The following is an 18,096-nucleotide window of genomic DNA, read 5'->3' as shown; positions in this document are numbered from 1 at the left end:
TTAGTTTTAAACCATCCCCAAATCCACCAAAGGCAAACTTCTAACACGCTTTCCTGTCGCATTAAAAATGGCATTACAAATTGCTGGTGCCATAACTGGCACTCCAGGTTCGCCAACTCCAGTTGGAGGTTCGTGCATTTTGTCCATTATTTCTATGTGAATTTTTGGAGCATCTTTCATTCTTGTCATTTGATAATCGAAGAAATTATTTTGCTCAACTGCGCCATCTTTTGTGGAAATTTTTCCATACAAAGCAATGGACATCCCAAAAATGGTTGCGCCTTCTAATTGGTTTTTAATATTGTCTTTATTTAAAGCCAAACCACAATCTATGGTTGTCCACACATTTTCTACTTTTACTTTTTCGCTTTTTACAGAAACTTCTACAATAGTTGCTACATAACTGTAAAAACTATAATGTATTGCAACTCCCAAACCATGGTTTTCTGGCAATTCTTTTCCCCAATTTGCCATTTTTGCAGTCTTGTTTAAAACATCTTTTAAACGTTTAGAATTAAAAGGATAATTCGATTTCCCTTTAATAACTCTATCTTCTCCTAACAAATTTAAATGAAACTGAACAGAATCTTTTTTGGCAGCAAAAGCCAATTCATCTACAAAAGAATTAATTCCAAAACCACTATGAATATGAACCACAGAACGCAACCAACCAATTCTTAAATTTGCTTCGGCTTTTATGTTTTCTAATCTAAAATTTTCTAAAGGATAAGGATTGTTGGTAAAACCTTGTCCAAGTTCAAAACCAGATGCATAGTCAGACAAAGGTTTAAAAGATGATACAATAGAAGGGAAACCAACTCTTTGTAGCCAACCCGTAACTTTTCCGTTTTTATCTAAACCACCTTTTAAATATTGCACACTTGTGGCATGATAAAAACTATGTTTTATATCGTCTTCACGCGTCCAAACCACTTGAACTGGCGCATTTATTTCTTTGGATAAAGCAACAGCTTCCACTACAAAATCCGATTTTGATTTTCGCCCAAATCCGCCACCTAAAAAAGTAACATTTACTGTAATATTTTCAACAGGAATATTAAAAAAGTGAGCAAGTTCGCTTCTAGCAGTTTGTGGATCTTGTACAGGCGCCCAAACTTCAATTTTATCTTTTTGAAACCAAGCAGTCGCATTTGGTACTTCCATTGGAGAATGGACTAAAAAAGGAACATGATATGTAGCTTCTACAGTTTGTTCTGAAGCATTAAAAGCGGCACTTACATTTCCTCTGCTTCCAGGAACTAATTTTCCTGTTTTTTGAACACGTTCTGTTAGTGTTTTTGTAAATTCTTCAGTATTAAAATTTTCATTTTCACCATGATTCCATTCAATATCTAAATCTAATTTTCCTTGAAAAGCAGACCACGTATTATTTGCAATTACAGCAACTCCACCCAACATTCCAAAGAATTGTCCAGGTGGAGGAACCAATCTATCTAATTGAATTATTTTTTCAACACCAGAAACTTTTTCAGCCTTCGCTTTATTAAAACTTTTTACAGTTCCAAAAGTAACAGGACATCTTGAAATTGCTGCAAATTTCATATTAGGGATTCGAACATCGATTCCGTAAGTTGCAGTTCCCTGCGTAAAATCTTTTAAATCGACACTTTTTAAAGTTTTTCCAATAAATTTAAAATCTTCAACTTTTTTAAGTTGTACTGTTTCTTCAGTAGGAATTTCAATTTTTGATGCTTCTTCCACCAAATCTCCAAAGAAAATTTTCTCGTTATTAATGGTGTTAATTATATAATGATTTTCAGCTTTACAAGTACTTTCTGCGATATTCCATTTTTTTGCAGCAGCAGAAATGAGCATTAATTTTGCAGTGGCTCCCATTTTACGCATCGGTTCTAATTTTGTGCGCACACTTCTGGAACCATCTGTATTCTGATTTCCGTATTTTTCGTGACCAGTTGCTTGTTTTACTGAAATATATTTCCAATCTGCTTCCATTTCATCTGCAATTGCAGAAGCCAAAGAAGTTCTAATGCCTTGGCCCATTTCCGAACGCGAAGCAATTAAGGTTACATTTCCATTTTTCTCTAAATGAATGAATAAATTTGGTTTAAAAAAATCTTTATTTATGGAGGGTTTAAACTTTTTTTCAACAGTAGAAGAGTTACAACCTAAAATAATTCCACCAGAAGTTAAACCAAATAATTTTACAAAATCTCGTCTGTTTATTTGCTGAATTTTGCTCATATTTTCTCGTTTTTAAGTGCAACTGCTTCGTGGATTGCTTTTCTAATTCGTGAGTAGGTTCCACATCTACAAATGTTCGAACTCATAGCTTTATCAATATCTTCATCCGAAGGATTTTCATTTTTATCTAACAAAGAAGTCGCTGCAATTAATTGTCCAGATTGGCAATAACCACATTGTGGCACATTTCCATCATTCCAAGTTTGTCTTAAAAGTTCTAAGTTTTCGGAAGTTCCTTCAATTGTAAAAATTTCTTTTCCAACTGCAGAAGAAACTGGTGTTCCACAAGATTTTGTGAGATTTCCATCAATTAAAACAGAACACGCACCACATTGACTTACGCCACAGCCAAATTTTGTACCTGTTAAGCCAATAATATCTCTAATTGCCCAAAGTAATGGCATATCTTCTTGTGCCTGAACAGCATAAGACTTTCCGTTAATTGATAAGTTTAAATTCACATGTAGAAGTTTTAAAAACTACAAGTTACGGAAACAAAATTAAAAAATCTAAAACAAAATACAAACAGGAGTTGGTGCTGGAATTTCATCAACAAAAGTTAGTTTTCCTGTTGTAATATCTCTTCTAAAAGAAATTATATTATCTGTATCTTGATTGGCAACTAGTAAGAATTTATTGTCTGGAGATAAAGAAAAATTTCTTGGATGCTCTCCTAAAACAGCTTCATATCTAATATTTTTTAGGCTTCCATTATTTGAATTTACCTGAAAAATTGCGATAGAATTATGTCCGCGATTGGAAGCGTACACAAATTTACCATCATTAGAAATATGAATATCTGCTGCTTTGCTAAAATCCGTAAAACCTTTTGGTAGAGTAGAAACTGTGTTTTGTATAAAGTAGATTTTATCTTTCTCTTTTACCAATGAAACAGTATTATCTAATTCATTTAAAACATAGATCCATTTATTATTTGGATGAAAAGTTAAATGTCTTGGGCCAGCTCCATCTGCCATTTTTAAAGTTTTCTGATTGGTGAAAACTAGTTCGTTTTTAGATTTATTAATTTTAGAAAACCACAATTCGTTCGTTCCTAAATCTACAGAAATTATTTCTTTTTTATTCGGATGAAACCATGCAGAATGTGCATGTGGTTTCTGTTGCCTTTTTGTAGTTCCTTTTCCTGTATGTTGTTGTACAAATAACAAAGAATTTAGTTTTCCTGAATTATCTGCTTTTAACAAACCAATATTTCCACCAGAATAATTTGCAGTAACAATATAATTATCATCATTAATTGCCACAAAACAAGGATTTGCACCACCAGTTTCGACTTTATTTATGAATTGTAAACTATCTTTTTCGATTTTAAAAGAACTGATAAACCCTGTGCCATTTGTGTCTGTTTCTTCTACTGCAAAAAGTGTTTTGTTGTCTTTTGATTTTGTTAAGAAAGAAGGATTTACAATTTCTGCAACCAAACCAATTTCCGATAATTTTCCTTCAGAAGAAAGTGCATATTTATAAATTCCTTTACTATCCTTTTTTGTGTAGGTTCCAATATAGAAAGTCATATTTTCTGTCTCGCTTTTTGTGTCTGACTCTGTTTTAGATGTTTTACAGCTAAAAATTATTATCAAGATAAGAAAAAGGAGTGTTTTTTTCAAAATTAATAAACTTTAAAAATGGGTAAAACTAAATGTGCTGGCTCGTAATAAGGTGAGTTTTTATAAACAAAATCTAACTGTATTCTTGAATTTTTGGCGAAAGCATCATCATTTTTCATTTTATCTTCAAACTCATTTTTTATATCAGGATTTTCTGCCAATATTTTTTCTGCAACATCTTCAAAAACGTAGGCAGAATAACCTTCTTTCTTCTGTAAAACTGTGTCGAAAAAGTTCCAGTTAAAAAAGGAATCAGTCGCTTCTGCTTCCAATGTTTCTAGTAAATAACGAACTCCATTTTGATTGGTTGGTATGTAAATATCACCTTTTCTAAATTTTATTTCTTTCGTCGATTTTTCGACTGTTGTGTTGTAATGTAAATAATGCCCTTCGTAAGCAGCAGTTCTTGTTTTATAATCTGCAATATGGTTTACTTCCACAGAAATTATGGTGTCTTTATCGAAATATGTAAGTTCAATATTATTTATTTCTAATCTATCTATTATTTGATGCCAACCTTGAGGTAAAATATATGCTTTTGGAATGGTAACTTCTTTATCTACAAGAAAGTTGTTGTAGTATTTTGTTTCTTTTGTGAACGGCTTTTTTGTGTCGTAAAAAAGACGTTTTCCATTGGTTACTTTACTATCAATCATAGTTGCTTCATAACCCTTAAATTGTAAAGTGGTTGGGTTTTCTCTATCTACTTTATAGGTAATAGGATATGTGTTTTTAGCCAAAATTTCTTCAACAGCTTTGGAGCGTAAATCTTTAATTTTCTCTGAATTTACTTCCCCAAAATCCAATGCAGAAAACATTAATTCATACGTTTGTTCTACTCTAATTTTATACGGTTTTAACATGTGTGTTTCCACCATTAAACCTAAGGTGTTAAACAAAGTTGTATAACCAGTTGAATATCTTGGAGAGTCGAAAAATTGAGAAAAACCAGCTTCTGGAGTATTGCCCCAAACATTTACATAAGGCGTAATTATAATGTCTTTTTCTTGTAGTGATTTTTCCATTTGAGGACGCATTTCATTTTCTAAAAAAGCCCCTAAATTGCCACCTAATTTATTGTGTTGCGTAAATAAATGTGTAATTGCATATTGGTAATCTGCACCATTACTTACATGATTGTCTATGAAAATATCCGGATTTACTGTGTGAAAAATTTCAGCAAAAGCAGCTGCATTTTTTGTGTCTTGTTTAATAAAATCTCTATTCAAATCGAAATTTCTTGCATTTCCTCGAAAACCATACTCTAATGGTCCATTTTGGTTAGCTCTTGTGTGCGAATTTCTATTTAAAGCTCCACCAATATTATATACTGGAATTACAGCAATTAAAGAGTTTTTATATTTTTTCTTTAAAGAATCATTCTGCACAATGTCACGTAAAAACATCATAGAAGCATCAATTCCGTCTGATTCTCCAGGATGAATTCCGTTATTTATTAAAACGCGGTTTTTCTTAGAATTTGTAATTTCTTCAACATTATAAATACCTTCTTGATTGTAAATTACCAAATGTAAAGGTTCTCCAGAATCTGTTTGCCCGAATGAAAAAATAGTAATTTCTGAATATTCCTCTGCTAAATTTTCATAAAAAGAAATTACATCTTTGTATTCTGGAGTTTCTTTTCCTTCAGATTTTTCGAAAAGAGTTGTAAAATCAACTTCACTTTTAGATGAATTATTGCAAGAAAATATAAGCGTTAAAAGGGTTAGAAGGAACAGTTTTTTCATAATATATTATTTTACACGAACAGGTTTTGGAACTAATTTTGTATAATCTCCATTATTTCTAATTACGTCCCTAACAATTGAAGATGAAATATATGAAGTACTTGCAGCTGTTAATAAAAATACGGTTTCAATAGGTGCTAAATCTCTATTTGTGTGTGCAATTGCTTTTTCAAATTCAAAATCAGCCGGATTTCTAAGTCCTCTTAAAATAAAATCTACATTGTTTTTCTGGCAGAAATCTACAGTTAATCCTTTATAAGTAACCACTTTAATTTTTGGATTGTGTCCAAAACAATCTTCGATAAATTTTTTGCGTTCCTCTAAAGAAAACATATATTTTTTATCTGCATTCACACCAATAGCAATAATTAATTCGTCGAAAAGTGTAACTCCTCTTTCAATAATATCAAAATGGCCTAATGTTATTGGATCAAAAGATCCTGGGAAAATTGCTCTTTTCATTGTTTTTATATTTTGATGTTTTTGACTTTTTTTGAATCAAGAAACATGAGAATTGTTTTCTAAATTGCTTTTTTATATTTTATAAAATTGCCACGAATTCACGAGTATTTATGACAGTTTATTTATTTAATGCTTCCTGAATTGCGTTATCAAACAATTTTTCTAAAGAAATTCCTGCAACTTGTGCTTGTTGAGGTAAAATACTTTCTTCGGTTAATCCAGGCACTGTGTTTATTTCTAAGAAATATGGTTCGTTATTCACGAAAATATATTCTGCTCTCGAAAAACCAGACATATTTAAAATTTCATAGACTTTTTTAGCAACTTTTTCTACGTTTTCTTTTTCTTCGGGAGAAATTCTTGCAGGCGTAATTTCTTGAGATTTCCCTTCGTATTTTGCTTCATAATCGAAAAAATCGTTTTCGGAAACTATTTCTGTAATTGGTAAAACTTTCGTTTTTCCTTTGTATTGAATTACACCAACAGAAACTTCTTTTCCGTCTAAAAAAGATTCAATTAAAATTTCTGAATCTTCTGCATATGCTTTTTCAATTGCTGGTAAAATTGCTTCTTTATCATAAACTTTTGAAATTCCGTAACTGGAACCTGCGTTATTTGGTTTTATAAAACATGGCAAACCAACTTTTTCTATGATGGAATTCTCGTCAATTTTATCGCCTTTATTTAAGAAAATAGAAGTGGCAGTTTTAATTCCATACGCTTTTACAACACTTAAAGTATCTCGTTTATTAAACGTTAATGCCATTTGATAAAATGGGGCAGAAGTATGTTTTAAATTCAGTAAATTAAAATAGGCTAATAATTGCCCATTTTCTCCTGGAGCCCCATGAATAGAGTTAAAAACACAATCGAAATTAATTTTCTTTCCATTTAAAATAAACGAAAAGTCGTTTTTATCAATTATATATTCTTGATTATTTTTATCTAGAGCAACCCATTTTTCTTTTAGAATGTGAACTCTAAAAGTATTGTATTTCTCTTTGTTTAGATGTTTATAAACAACGCTACCGCTTTTTAGCGAAATGTTAACTTCGGATGAATAACCACCCATAACAATGGCAATATTTTTCTTCATTTACGTAAAAATAATAAAACAAATTTATCAAAATATAAATAGAAACAGCAACGTTTACTTTTTATATATTTGTACGATTAAAAATATTTAAAAATGAGTGTTTTTCAGTTTATAAAAAGTAAATCTTTTTTCATTCAAATTGTAATTGCTGTAGTTGGTTTATTACTATTTGTTTTTATATTAAAATTTTGGTTGGGTGTTACTACAAATCACGATCAGAAAATACAGGTTCCAGACTTGCAAAAAATGTCTTTGGAAGAAGTAGATAGGAAATTAAAGGAAATGAACTTAGATTTTAAAATAATCGATAGCGCAAGTTACAATCCAGATTATCCAAAAAAATCTGTAATTGAACAAACACCACAAGCTGGAGATTTTGTAAAAGAAAAACGTAAGATTTATTTGACGCTAAATCCGTCTAAATATAGAGATATTACTGTTCCAGATTTAAACGGACGTACAAAAAGACAAGCTTCTTCTCAGTTAAGAGCAATGGGTTTAAACGTTGGTACAAAGTTTACATACGTTAATGATATTGGTAAAGATGTAGTTCGTGGTTTGCGACATAATGGAAAAATAGTAAATGAAGGTGATAAATTGCCTCTAAATTCTATTGTAGAATTGGTTTTAGGTGATGGAAATGGAAGGTAGCTTAGAGTTGGAAGTGGGGGAGTTGGAAGTAGGGAGTTGGATTTAGGGAGTGGGAAGTTGTAAGGTTGAAGTTGGGAGATTGAAGATATAAACATTTAAGAAATTTATCATTTTGCAGGAAGAACAGAGTCAAGATTTAGAGAAGGAAGAATTATACGAACATTATAATTTTGTTGCGAGTGAAGGACAAGAACCTTTACGTGTAGATAAGTTTTTAATGAACTTTATCGAGAATGCAACAAGAAATAAAGTACAACAAGCTGCAAAAGCTGGAAATGTTTTAGTGAATGATGTTGCTGTAAAATCGAACCATAAAGTAAAACCAAAGGATGTTGTTCGAGTTGTTTTAGCTTATCCACCAGCAGAAAATTTGTTGGTTGCAGAAGATATTCCTTTAGATATTATTTATGAGGATGATACTGTAATTGTTGTAAATAAATCTGCAGGAATGGTGGTACACCCAGGTCATGGAAATTATTCTGGAACTTTGGTAAATGGATTGATTCATCATATAGAAAATTTACCCACAAATTCGAATGAAAGACCAGGTTTGGTGCATAGAATTGATAAAGATACCAGTGGTTTATTAGTGGTTGCAAAAACGGAATTTGCAATGGCTCATTTATCGAAACAATTTTTCGATAGAACTACAGAGCGTTTATATTATGCATTAGTTTGGGGAAATATAGATGAAGATGAAGGTAGAATTGAAGGGAATATTGGTAGAAGTTTAAAGAATCGTTTGCAAATGGATGTTTTTCCAAATGGCGATTTTGGAAAACATGCAGTTACTCATTTTAAAGTATTAGAGAGATTAACTTACGTTACCTTAGTGCAATGTAAATTGGAAACAGGAAGAACGCACCAAATTAGAGCGCATTTTAAACATATTGGGCATACATTATTTAATGACGAACGTTATGGAGGAGATGCAATTTTAAAAGGAACTACGTTTACAAAATACAAACAATTTGTAAACAATTGTTTTAAAGTGTTGCCAAGACAAGCTCTGCATGCAAAAACTTTAGGTTTTACACACCCAAAAACGGGAGAATTTATGCAGTTTAATTCTGATGTTCCTCAAGATATGATAGACTGTTTAGAAAAATGGAGAACCTATTCCGAAAATTCTAAAGACATAGAATTAGATTAATTTATTAAAGTCTAATTAATTTTATAGCACGTTCTGGACATACTTGAACGCACAAACCACATGCAAGACATAAGCTTACGTCTCTTACGTAGGCTTTTTTTGGTTTGAAAAATGTTTTTATTTTTCCTTTAAAGTTTAATGTTAAACGATCTTCTGGTGTTATGGTTCTCATTTCTAAAACATCGTAAGGACATGCAGGTATACAATCTTCTTTACCACCACAATTACTAAGATTAATTATGGGCATTAATTTTACATTTGTTTCTTTGCAATTAGATTTCATAAAAGTAATTTTAAAATTTAAGAATTCGATAGAAAAATACTATTTCCAGTAGTATCATATACAAAATACCCATCATCCTTTTTTTCGTATTCAGAAACATTTTTTACAGCTTGCTCTAATTTCTCTTTTGAATTAAAATTAATATGAAAATATCTCATTCCAGCTTGTTCTTTTGGAGCTAATGGTCTATTTATTCCATGCCAAGAGTTTAAAGCAATCCTATGTTGGTAAGCGCCACCAAATCCTAAATCTGAATACATAAATTGGGGAAAGTTATTAAATGGAATAAAACCTATTTTCGTATAAAATGTATTTGAATTTTCAACATTATTTGCATACAAATGTAAATGACCAATATAAGTGTCTTCATCTATAATTTTAGCGCTATTATTATCTTCTAAATATTCTAAAACCTCATTAATATTTAAATAATCGGATGCACTTTTTACATTTCCATCTACATCTTCAATTCTTAAACCACCATTCGTTACAACTCTTTTAAATCTTTCTGGAGTTTCTAGTGTAAATTCTATATTTATCCCATCAGGATCATCTAAATAAACAGATTTAGACATGGTGTGGTCTACTGGAGAAAAAGGATAATTCTGCACCATTAATCTGTTTATCATATTTGCAAAAGCTTTATTATTGGGTGCATGAATTGCGACATGATAAAGTCCACTATACCCTTTTTTAAAAGGATATTTAGCAGTTTCATAAACTACAACAAGAGTTTTTGTTTCTGTACCAAATTCAGCAATTTTTTCAGAAGAACTTCTCAACTTCATTCCTGCTATTTTTGTCCAGAAAAAAGTAGATTTTTCTAAACTTGTATTATTTAAATGAATTGCTCCAAATGAGGCGAACCTTATAGAAGTGTTATTCGTTTTATTTGTATCTGAAATGGAGTTATTTATTGAAGAAAACCTATCCATTGAAATTAAAATTGATGCACCAAAAATAGTTTTTAAAAAATATTTTCGGTGCATTGTGTTAGTTAAAAGTGTGAAATTAGGGTTGTAAAAAAAAATACTTTAATGCCGATTATTTTACTGTTACTTTTGTTTTAATTGGTGCTTTTTTAGTTCTTCCCCAAGCAATAAATACAGCAAAAGCCAGAATTATTATATTTACTATAATAGCAGAGAATTCGCCTCTAGATGCATGAAAAATAACAGCTAAAACCATAACAACAGCTAAACCTAAAGCGGCCCAAACAGTTAAAAATGGTTTAAATCTAAAAATAGATGGTAATAATAAACCTAAACCTCCTAAAAGTTCGCTAATACCAATAAAACGTACTAACCCTGTAGAGGTAGAGGTTACCCATGGTAAAGAATCTGCTAAGGCTTCTATTGGTTGTGTAGCTTTTGTTAATCCTGCCATTATAAACATAAGGGCTAATAATCCTTGAGCAATCCAAAGCAAAATGTGTATTGCTTTGTTGTTTTTTTGATTTGTCATTTCTTAATTTTTTATTAATTATTTTAATGCAAAATTGGTGCATTGTCTATTAATAAAAAATAAGATACCTTAAGAAATAGTATTTTATTTTTTTGTTATTTTTCTTCTTATTTCACTTAAATATTCTGGTGTTACACCAATGTAAGAAGCTATTAATTTAAGAGGCAGTCTTTGTACCAATGTTGGGTAAGTTTCAGTAAAATCTAAATAACGTTTTTCTGCAGTTGCACTTAACAAACCTATTATACGCTTGTTAGAAGCTATTAAATTGTTTCTAAATTTATTGGCTATTTCAATAACGGTCTTATGATCCAAATCTTCTAAAGCTTTAAAATCTGATTTTGAAAAAAGCACTACTTCAGAGTTTTCTATTACTTCTATAAAAACTAAAGATGGTGTTTGGTTTGTAAAACTATCCAAATCTGATATTAACCAAGATTCTGGAGCAAATTGCATAATATGTTCTTTACCTGCTTTGTCTATTGCATAGCTTTTAAGACAACCCTTTTTTACAAAATAACCATGCTTTGCAATTTCACCTTGTTTTAATAGTATCTCTCCTTTAGAAACTTTTTTTATTTTTTTAGATACATCATCTATCAATTTAAATAATTTTAAGATTAGATATTACAAAGTTATCTTTTTTATGATAGAGAAACAAACTGCAATTATTCCCCTATATATACTTTTTAGAATATAGATGTTTTTACCCCAAATTTTAAATTAAGATCTTTATTTTAAAATGCAAAAATTTATTCCATTTTCTTAGTTTCTTAAAAAGAACCTAACAACAACCAGATTTTGGATCACAACAAGAGCTTTGTAGTTCAGAAATTTTAATTTTTGGTTTCGTTATTCCACAAGCATCTAAAGCCAAACAAGCAGTAATTTTTGAAGTTAAAATAAAGTTTTTTCCAACGAAATCTAAACCATATTTTCCAATCGTTTCTTTGCCTTGATACTCTACTTCAATTTCTACATCATTAAATTGAAACATTTTTTCAGACAACTCTATAATGTTTATTAATTTCTCTGGATGCAATCTGTGGTCGTAATCGTTTTCTTCCCAAAGTTGAAAATTGATGACTTCTTCGTTTCTAACTTTTCCACCACAATCAATAAAATTCTTTGTTACTTTTCCAACTTCAGTCACGTGAAAATGACTAGGAACTAATTCTCCATTTGGTAATTGAAAAGAAATGGTTTCTAAATTTTTTAGATAACTTTTTATTTCTGATAATTTCATAATGTTTCTTTTTATTAATTAATATTTGAAAATACATATAACATTTCTGTTGCTATTTGTAAACTTCTTTCTTGGTATTTTTCTGCTTGAATTTCTTTACCATCAAACAATTTAGGATCTTCATAGGTAATTGGAATTCTCTTTTCAGCACCAAAAATAAATGGGCAACCTACATCTGCTTGTGAACAAGTCATAATTGCCGCAAACTCTGATTTAGGATTAAATTCATTTTCATATTTTTTAGAAAAACCAATAATTGGTTGCGAATTATCGTTAAATTTTATTGCATAAATAGGATTTTCAGTTTCAGAAATTTTATTAATTTCAAAGCCAGTGTTTTTTAGTGTTTCCACAACTTTATAAAACATTGCAGTTGCTTCTGTTCCTCCAGAATAACATTTTACATTTTTAATATTAAAATATGCTGCCATTGTTTGAGCCCATATTTGAGCTAAATGACTTCTTCTTGAATTATGCGTACAAATAAAATTGATATTTACATCTTTATTTGTTGCGACTTTTTCTTGTATAAAGTTAACTAATGGTTCTAATACTAGTTTCCTATCATTAGTAATTTTATCAATTTCTAAATTAGAAATTGTAGTTGTTATTTTTTGATTAATTTTTTCCATTTTTATAGAGTTTCTTTTATTAACAACAGTTTTCGTTTAAATTTTGATTTAAAAATTTATTTAAAATATTTTTTATTTTACTCCAATCTTCTTGATGAATGCAGTAACAAACGCTAGTTCCTTCAATTGTGCCTTTTATAATTCCTACTTTCTTTAATTCTTTTAAATGTTGAGAAATAGTTGGTTGCGCCAAACCAATATCTTTTACTAAATCTCCACAAACACAAGTATTTAGTTTTATTATAAATTCTAATATGGCAATTCTTGCAGGATGTCCTAAAACTTTTGCAATCGCAGCAATTTCATTTTGTTCTTCTGTAAAAATCTCTGATTTAGTTAAACCCATATTAATTTGTTTATTGCAATATTACGATTAATATTTGATGTAGATACAATTTTTGCTTTTTATTTTAATATTTTACATAAAAGTAACTGAGGATATTTTACCGTTTTTTATAGTGTAAACTGCAACTGCTTTAAATTGATTTCCATTTACGGTTACCAATTCGTGGTCTATAACTTTGTTTTCGAAAACAATTCTATTTAATAATTTACAATGTAAATCTGGTGTATTTTTAAAGAAGCCAGTATAACGTTCTCGCATTTTTTCGATGCCTTCGTAACGAAGTTCATTTGGGAAATTATACACTTTTACGTTTTTTGCATAGGGTTTAAGAAAAGCTTCAATATCTCTATTATTGTAACCATCTAATTGTTCTTGTGCTAAATATCTTGGAGAAACTTCTGCTACAATTGCTATTTTAGTTCCAGAATTGTTTACTGCCATTCTGGAAATATTATTGATGTTTTCATCAGAAAAATTAAAAAACAAACTTGGATTTTTATCTTCCCTTGGATTGAATTTATAAATGGATTTCTCTATAGAAATTAATAAAGTTCCATCTGGCAACCAAGTAACATCTTCAGTTTTACCAACGGAGCAAATACTTTTAATTTCTTTTGTTTTGGGATTTAAAGATTTTAACAACCAATATTCTTTGTTCTCTTTACTTATAAAACTTATTAAATTAGAATTCGGAATTTTATGTACAGAACGCCCAACGTTTTTTGCAACTGAAAGGTTTGTTTTCTTTTTAATATCTGAGATAAAAAGCTCTAGAGAATCATTTACAATTGAAACTGCAATCACAATATTTTCATTAAACCAAGTTGGATAGGCGACTTTTAAATTAGGAATAAGTTCTGTTGGGTTTTTTGAGTTGAAATCGTAACTATAAAAACGTTGCAGTCCATTACTATCTAATCTTACAGCAGAAACATCATTGGAATTTGGAATTTTTTGTGGCGAATATTCTCCACCATTTTCTGTTGCAGAAAGATAGTTTAGTTCAGAATTATTTTTATTTAAATCGTACAAAGCGATATCTGTATTTCCATTTCTTGTGGAAGCAAATATAACTTTGGAATCTTCATAAAAATAAGGCTGACTATCATATCCTTTATTATTCGAAATATTTTTTCCGTTTTTTAATTCAATTTTATCACCTGATTTTTCAATATCAAAAACATGAATTTCCGTATTTGTTTGACTAAAAATTGTTGATGAAATTAGAATAAATAAGAAAAATATATTTTTCATAATAAGAATGGGTATTCAAAGTTTTAAGAAAGTAACTTTATTTTTAAAATGACTACATAAAGTCTTTTTTCATTTTATCATTTAATTCTTCAAAGTCTTTATAAAGTACAAATTCGCCATCTTTAATGTAAGAAATTTCACCAGTTTCTTCGGAAACTAAAACACAAACTGCATCTGTTTTTTCTGAAACGCCAATTGCGGCTCTGTGTCTTAAACCAAATCTTGCAGGAATTTTTGTGCTGTCGGAAATTGGTAAAACAACTCTGGTTGCTACAATATAATTATCTCTAATAATTAAAGCTCCATCGTGTAAAGGGCTGTTTTTGTAAAAAACACTTTGTAAAAGAGCTTCATTAATTTGAGCATTCATGTTATCGCCAGTATTAATTAAGAAATCTAACGCGTTTGTTCTTTCAATTACTATTAAAGCGCCTGTTTTTGTCTTAGACATTTTTCTACAGGCTTCTAAAATTACATCTGTATCAATTTCGGTACTAATTTCTGTTTGTAAGAACTTTAATTGTTTTAGAAAACTCCGTTTATTGGTAAAGTTTGTAGTACCAATCATTAATAAGAATTTTCGTATTTCTTGTTGAAAAACAATGATTAACGCAATAACTCCACCAGAAAGTAAATAGCCTAAAATGCCACTTAACATTTCCATTTTAAGGGCTTGTGTAATTTTCCAAATTAGAAAAATAAATGCAATTCCAATAACAATGTTAATGGCAACAGTTCCTTTTAAAAGTTTGTAAATATAATAAAGTAGTGTTGCTACCAACAGAATATCTAAAATATCTAACAAAGAAAATTCAATAAAATCGAACATAAAAACAGACTGATTTTAGGCTAAAATACTAATAAATTTATTGATAAGAGAATCAATTATTTATTTCTGCATCAGATAATAATAAAGGATATTTTTCGCGAATCAGTTTTATTTTATCTTGAAGATTTTTATCGTTGTTATTCGATTTCTTAAAATCTTCTAATAAACTATTATAATTTCTATTATACAGTTTTACCGATAATTTATTTCTTAAATGTGAATACGCAGAATTTAAAATATCTAAAGTTGAAATATAAGTTTCGTAATTTGTTGTTCTGTCTGTTTTTATTGAAATAATTGCCTTTGTTGGATGATCTGAAGATGTTTTTATTTTCGAACCTTCACACCAATCGCAACTTTTTTTGTTGATATCTAATCCACCACCATTGTCTATAAAATCGATGGCAATTTGTTTTAATTCATTCATTTGAATTGTTTTTCCATCAGCAAAAATATCGTTGTTTTTGTTGATGTTTACTTCTAAAATGTTTCTTTCGTTTACCAAAATATCCGATGGAATCTCTTCTTTCGGAGGAATTTTTCTTGAAATTCCTGCATCTACATTCATAGTTGTGGTAACCAAGAAAAAGATTAATAATAAAAATGCGATGTCTGCCATAGAGCCAGCATTAATTTCTGGAGATTGTTTTCTACTCATAATGTTTGTTTTTAAAAGTTAATAATTTAGATTTCCTTTCGAACTATTTCGAGAAGGATTATTAAAGTTTAATTAGGTAGATTTTTGGCGTTAACATTTATTTAACAAAATTGGTGCCATAAAATTTTTCGTATTGTCATTCCTGCGAAGGCAGGAATCCAAACTAACATTTATAAGTACTCAAAAAATTAACTTTTAAAAAGAAGTAATTGCTTAGACAAATTATTAAGAGCTGGTTTATTTATCTATTATAGATTCCTGCTTTCGCAGGAATGACAAGGAAGTTGGCAAGCAAGTTTAGCCCAGATTGAAACGACATCCTTTTTGTTTTTTCAACAAAAAGATATAGTGGAAAGCTGGTAATAGCTCCTAAAAAGAAACCTGATTTACAATTTTTACAGCTTCAACAGCTTCTTTTACATCGTGAACGCGTAAAATATTTGCGCCATTTAAAAGTGCAATTGTATTTGCAGAAGTGGTGGCATTTAGAGCTTCTTGTGCAGAAATATCTAATGTTTTATACAACATTGATTTACGTGAAATTCCGGCTAAAATTGGTGCATCTAAACTTTTAAAAAGGTCTAAATTCTTCAAAATTTCAAAATTATGAGCAACAGTTTTCCCAAAACCAAAACCGACATCTATAATAATATCATTTAGTTTTAGTTGGTGTAATTTATGAATTTGTTCTGCAAAAAAAGAAATAATTTCTTGAGTTACATCTTTATAAATTGGATCTTTTTGCATGTTTTGAGGAGTACCCAACATGTGCATTAAAATATATGGAACCTGAAGTTTTGCTATGGTTTCAAACATTTTATCATCCATTTTTCCACCAGAAATATCGTTTACAATTGCAACACCATTTTCTACAGTTTCTTTGGCAATTTTGCTTCTAAAAGTATCTACAGAAATAACAATTTCAGGGAAATTCTTAACCAATAAATTAATTACAGGAATAATTCTTTGTAATTCTTGTTCTTCGGAAATATGAATTGCTCCAGGTCTAGAAGAATAGGCACCAACATCTATAAAAGTCGCACCTCCCAAAAGCATTTTTTCTGTCTGATTTAGAATTTCTACTTCATTTTTATATTTGCCACCATCAAAGAAGGAATCTGGCGTAATATTTAAAATTCCCATCACTTTTGGTGATGATAAATCGAATAAAGTTCCCTTGCAATTTATGGTCATTACTTTACAACTTTGTTAATAATATGTACTATTTCCGGTGCTTTGTAATTGGTCATTTTCTGCATTAATTCAGTTACAGAAGTGCCAACGATTAACATATTTCTATTTGCTTGTTTGAGATATCCTTCTTGAACCATTTTATTTAATTGCAATAAAATGGCATCAAAAAAACCATTTACATTTAGCAATCCAACTGGTTTTTGTTCAATTTGTAATTGACTTAAAGTTAGTGCTTCGAAGAGTTCATCTAAAGTTCCAAAACCTCCAGGAAGTGTAATATAACCATCAACTAATTTGCTCATAATTACTTTGCGTTCGCTCATGGTTTTGCAAACGGTCATGTTTTTTACACCAATATGAATTACTTCTTCTTTGTGTAATAAGCTCGGAATTACGCCAATAACTTCACCGTTTTTAGCTAAAATGGTGTCTGCTAGAACACCCATCATTCCTACTTTTCCACCGCCAAAAACTAAACTGATATTATTTTCCGCAAAATAATTTCCCAGTTCAATCGCACTTTCTTTATAAATAGGATTAAAACCCAAACTTGAGCCACAAAAAACAACAACTTTATTCAATTTTATGTTTTTAAAATTCTTTTGTAAAAATAAATGAAAAGCATATAGGATTTAGTATTTTTGAGCAAATACTTTTTAACAAGAGAAAATGCAAGATACTTCAAAACAATACGATGCTGTAATAGATGAATGTAGAAGTTTGTTCATCAAAAAAATGAGCGATTACGGTTCTGCTTGGCGAATTTTACGTTTGCCTTCTTTAACGGATCAAATTTTTATAAAAGCTCAAAGAATTCGTCAATTACAAGAAAATGAGGTAAGAAAAGTAGATGAAGGAGAGAAATCTGAATTTATCGGAATTATAAATTACTCGATAATGGCTTTGATTCAGTTAGAAAATGGTGTTGTTGAAAATCCTGATTTAAATACAGAACAAGCAACAGTTTTATATGATAAACACAGTAAAATTACCAAAGATTTAATGTTGAATAAAAACCACGATTATGGTGAAGCTTGGCGTGAAATGCGTGTTTCGAGTTTAACAGATTTAATTTTGCAAAAATTATTAAGAGTAAAACAAATCGAAGATAATAAAGGTAAAACGTTGGTTTCTGAAGGAATTGATGCGAATTATCAAGATATGATTAATTATGCTGTTTTTGCGATGATTCATATGGGTGCTTAAGTTTAGTTTAAAATAATATAATT

At 29.8% G+C, this 18,096-nt stretch carries 21 protein-coding genes; 3 read left to right on the top strand and 18 right to left on the bottom strand.

Translation table 11 applies throughout. The annotated features are described in order from the left end of the window. Nucleotides 1-6: 6 nt before the first annotated feature. From H9I45_RS06940 to H9I45_RS06915, 6 genes are all read right to left on the bottom strand, one after another. Nucleotides 7-2,223: a xanthine dehydrogenase family protein molybdopterin-binding subunit gene (locus H9I45_RS06940; protein WP_088354626.1), complete on the bottom strand. Its 2,217-nt coding sequence runs from the start codon at nt 2,221-2,223 to the stop codon at nt 7-9. Beyond that, nucleotides 2,220-2,684, bottom strand: a complete 465-nt coding sequence (locus H9I45_RS06935) for a (2Fe-2S)-binding protein (protein ID WP_088354625.1) — start codon at nt 2,682-2,684, stop codon at nt 2,220-2,222. The genes H9I45_RS06940 and H9I45_RS06935 overlap by 4 nt, the downstream gene beginning before the upstream one ends. Nucleotides 2,685-2,732: 48 nt before the next feature. Further along, complete coding sequence (locus H9I45_RS06930) at nt 2,733-3,758, bottom strand: lactonase family protein (RefSeq protein WP_228455078.1); 1,026 nt, start codon at nt 3,756-3,758, stop codon at nt 2,733-2,735. Between the two features lie 95 nt (nt 3,759-3,853). Next, nucleotides 3,854-5,599, bottom strand: coding sequence for a M14 family metallopeptidase (locus tag H9I45_RS06925; RefSeq protein WP_088354623.1), 1,746 nt, complete (start codon nt 5,597-5,599; stop codon nt 3,854-3,856). Between the two features lie 6 nt (nt 5,600-5,605). Then, on the bottom strand, nt 5,606-6,061 hold the full coding sequence (gene coaD / locus H9I45_RS06920) for a pantetheine-phosphate adenylyltransferase (RefSeq protein WP_088354622.1): 456 nt from the start codon (nt 6,059-6,061) through the stop codon (nt 5,606-5,608). 118 nt (nt 6,062-6,179) lie between these two features. Next, nucleotides 6,180-7,157: a D-alanine--D-alanine ligase gene (locus tag H9I45_RS06915; RefSeq protein ID WP_088354621.1), complete on the bottom strand. Its 978-nt coding sequence runs from the start codon at nt 7,155-7,157 to the stop codon at nt 6,180-6,182. A 93-nt stretch (nt 7,158-7,250) separates the two neighbouring features. Between H9I45_RS06915 and H9I45_RS06910 the strand changes: the two genes are divergently transcribed. Further along, nucleotides 7,251-7,808, top strand: coding sequence for a PASTA domain-containing protein (locus H9I45_RS06910; RefSeq protein ID WP_088354620.1), 558 nt, complete (start codon nt 7,251-7,253; stop codon nt 7,806-7,808). 112 nt (nt 7,809-7,920) lie between these two features. Continuing rightward, nucleotides 7,921-8,961 carry an RluA family pseudouridine synthase gene (locus H9I45_RS06905; protein WP_088354619.1) on the top strand — a complete coding sequence of 347 codons (1,041 nt, stop codon included), beginning with the start codon at nt 7,921-7,923 and terminating at the stop codon, nt 8,959-8,961. Between the two features lie 4 nt (nt 8,962-8,965). On the opposite strand, the gene H9I45_RS06900 is transcribed toward H9I45_RS06905, so the two are convergent. The 12 genes from H9I45_RS06900 to H9I45_RS06845 form a co-directional block, all read right to left on the bottom strand. Beyond that, the gene (locus H9I45_RS06900) at nt 8,966-9,244 is read right to left on the bottom strand and encodes a 4Fe-4S dicluster domain-containing protein (protein WP_088354618.1); all 279 of its coding nucleotides are present in this window, start codon (nt 9,242-9,244) and stop codon (nt 8,966-8,968) included. A gap of 17 nt (nt 9,245-9,261) precedes the next feature. Next, nucleotides 9,262-10,233 carry a VOC family protein gene (locus H9I45_RS06895; RefSeq protein WP_088354617.1) on the bottom strand — a complete coding sequence of 324 codons (972 nt, stop codon included), beginning with the start codon at nt 10,231-10,233 and terminating at the stop codon, nt 9,262-9,264. A gap of 55 nt (nt 10,234-10,288) precedes the next feature. Next, nucleotides 10,289-10,708 carry a DoxX family protein gene (locus tag H9I45_RS06890; protein WP_088354616.1) on the bottom strand — a complete coding sequence of 140 codons (420 nt, stop codon included), beginning with the start codon at nt 10,706-10,708 and terminating at the stop codon, nt 10,289-10,291. An 84-nt stretch (nt 10,709-10,792) separates the two neighbouring features. Then, the gene (locus H9I45_RS06885) at nt 10,793-11,311 is read right to left on the bottom strand and encodes a Crp/Fnr family transcriptional regulator (RefSeq protein WP_176397581.1); all 519 of its coding nucleotides are present in this window, start codon (nt 11,309-11,311) and stop codon (nt 10,793-10,795) included. 181 nt (nt 11,312-11,492) lie between these two features. After that, nucleotides 11,493-11,954: a DUF6428 family protein gene (locus H9I45_RS06880; RefSeq protein ID WP_088354614.1), complete on the bottom strand. Its 462-nt coding sequence runs from the start codon at nt 11,952-11,954 to the stop codon at nt 11,493-11,495. A gap of 14 nt (nt 11,955-11,968) precedes the next feature. Next, nucleotides 11,969-12,586 carry an arsenate-mycothiol transferase ArsC gene (locus H9I45_RS06875; RefSeq protein ID WP_088354613.1) on the bottom strand — a complete coding sequence of 206 codons (618 nt, stop codon included), beginning with the start codon at nt 12,584-12,586 and terminating at the stop codon, nt 11,969-11,971. 19 nt (nt 12,587-12,605) lie between these two features. Next, entirely contained in the window at nt 12,606-12,932 is a 327-nt protein-coding gene (locus H9I45_RS06870) for an ArsR/SmtB family transcription factor (protein ID WP_088354612.1), read from the bottom strand. Nucleotides 12,933-13,004: 72 nt separating this feature from the next. Next, nucleotides 13,005-14,186, bottom strand: coding sequence for a nuclear transport factor 2 family protein (locus tag H9I45_RS16310; protein ID WP_217896863.1), 1,182 nt, complete (start codon nt 14,184-14,186; stop codon nt 13,005-13,007). Between the two features lie 52 nt (nt 14,187-14,238). Beyond that, nucleotides 14,239-15,015, bottom strand: coding sequence for a diadenylate cyclase CdaA (gene cdaA / locus H9I45_RS06860; protein WP_088354611.1), 777 nt, complete (start codon nt 15,013-15,015; stop codon nt 14,239-14,241). Between the two features lie 52 nt (nt 15,016-15,067). Then, the gene (locus tag H9I45_RS06855) at nt 15,068-15,673 is read right to left on the bottom strand and encodes an ExbD/TolR family protein (protein WP_088354610.1); all 606 of its coding nucleotides are present in this window, start codon (nt 15,671-15,673) and stop codon (nt 15,068-15,070) included. Between the two features lie 369 nt (nt 15,674-16,042). Further along, complete coding sequence (gene folP / locus H9I45_RS06850) at nt 16,043-16,867, bottom strand: dihydropteroate synthase (protein ID WP_088354609.1); 825 nt, start codon at nt 16,865-16,867, stop codon at nt 16,043-16,045. Further along, a complete protein-coding gene (locus tag H9I45_RS06845) occupies nt 16,867-17,448 on the bottom strand; it encodes an LOG family protein (protein WP_088354608.1) in 582 nt (193 codons plus the stop codon). Before H9I45_RS06845 ends, folP begins: the two co-directional genes overlap by 1 nt. Nucleotides 17,449-17,536: 88 nt before the next feature. Between H9I45_RS06845 and H9I45_RS06840 the strand changes: the two genes are divergently transcribed. Continuing rightward, nucleotides 17,537-18,073 carry a DUF1599 domain-containing protein gene (locus tag H9I45_RS06840; protein ID WP_088354607.1) on the top strand — a complete coding sequence of 179 codons (537 nt, stop codon included), beginning with the start codon at nt 17,537-17,539 and terminating at the stop codon, nt 18,071-18,073. The last annotated feature ends 23 nt before the right edge of the window (nt 18,074-18,096 follow it).

The organism is Polaribacter haliotis (genome assembly GCF_014784055.1).
In the GTDB taxonomy this organism is placed as follows: Bacteria; Bacteroidota; Bacteroidia; order Flavobacteriales; family Flavobacteriaceae; genus Polaribacter; species Polaribacter haliotis.
This window is presented reverse-complemented; position numbering and strand designations above follow the sequence as displayed.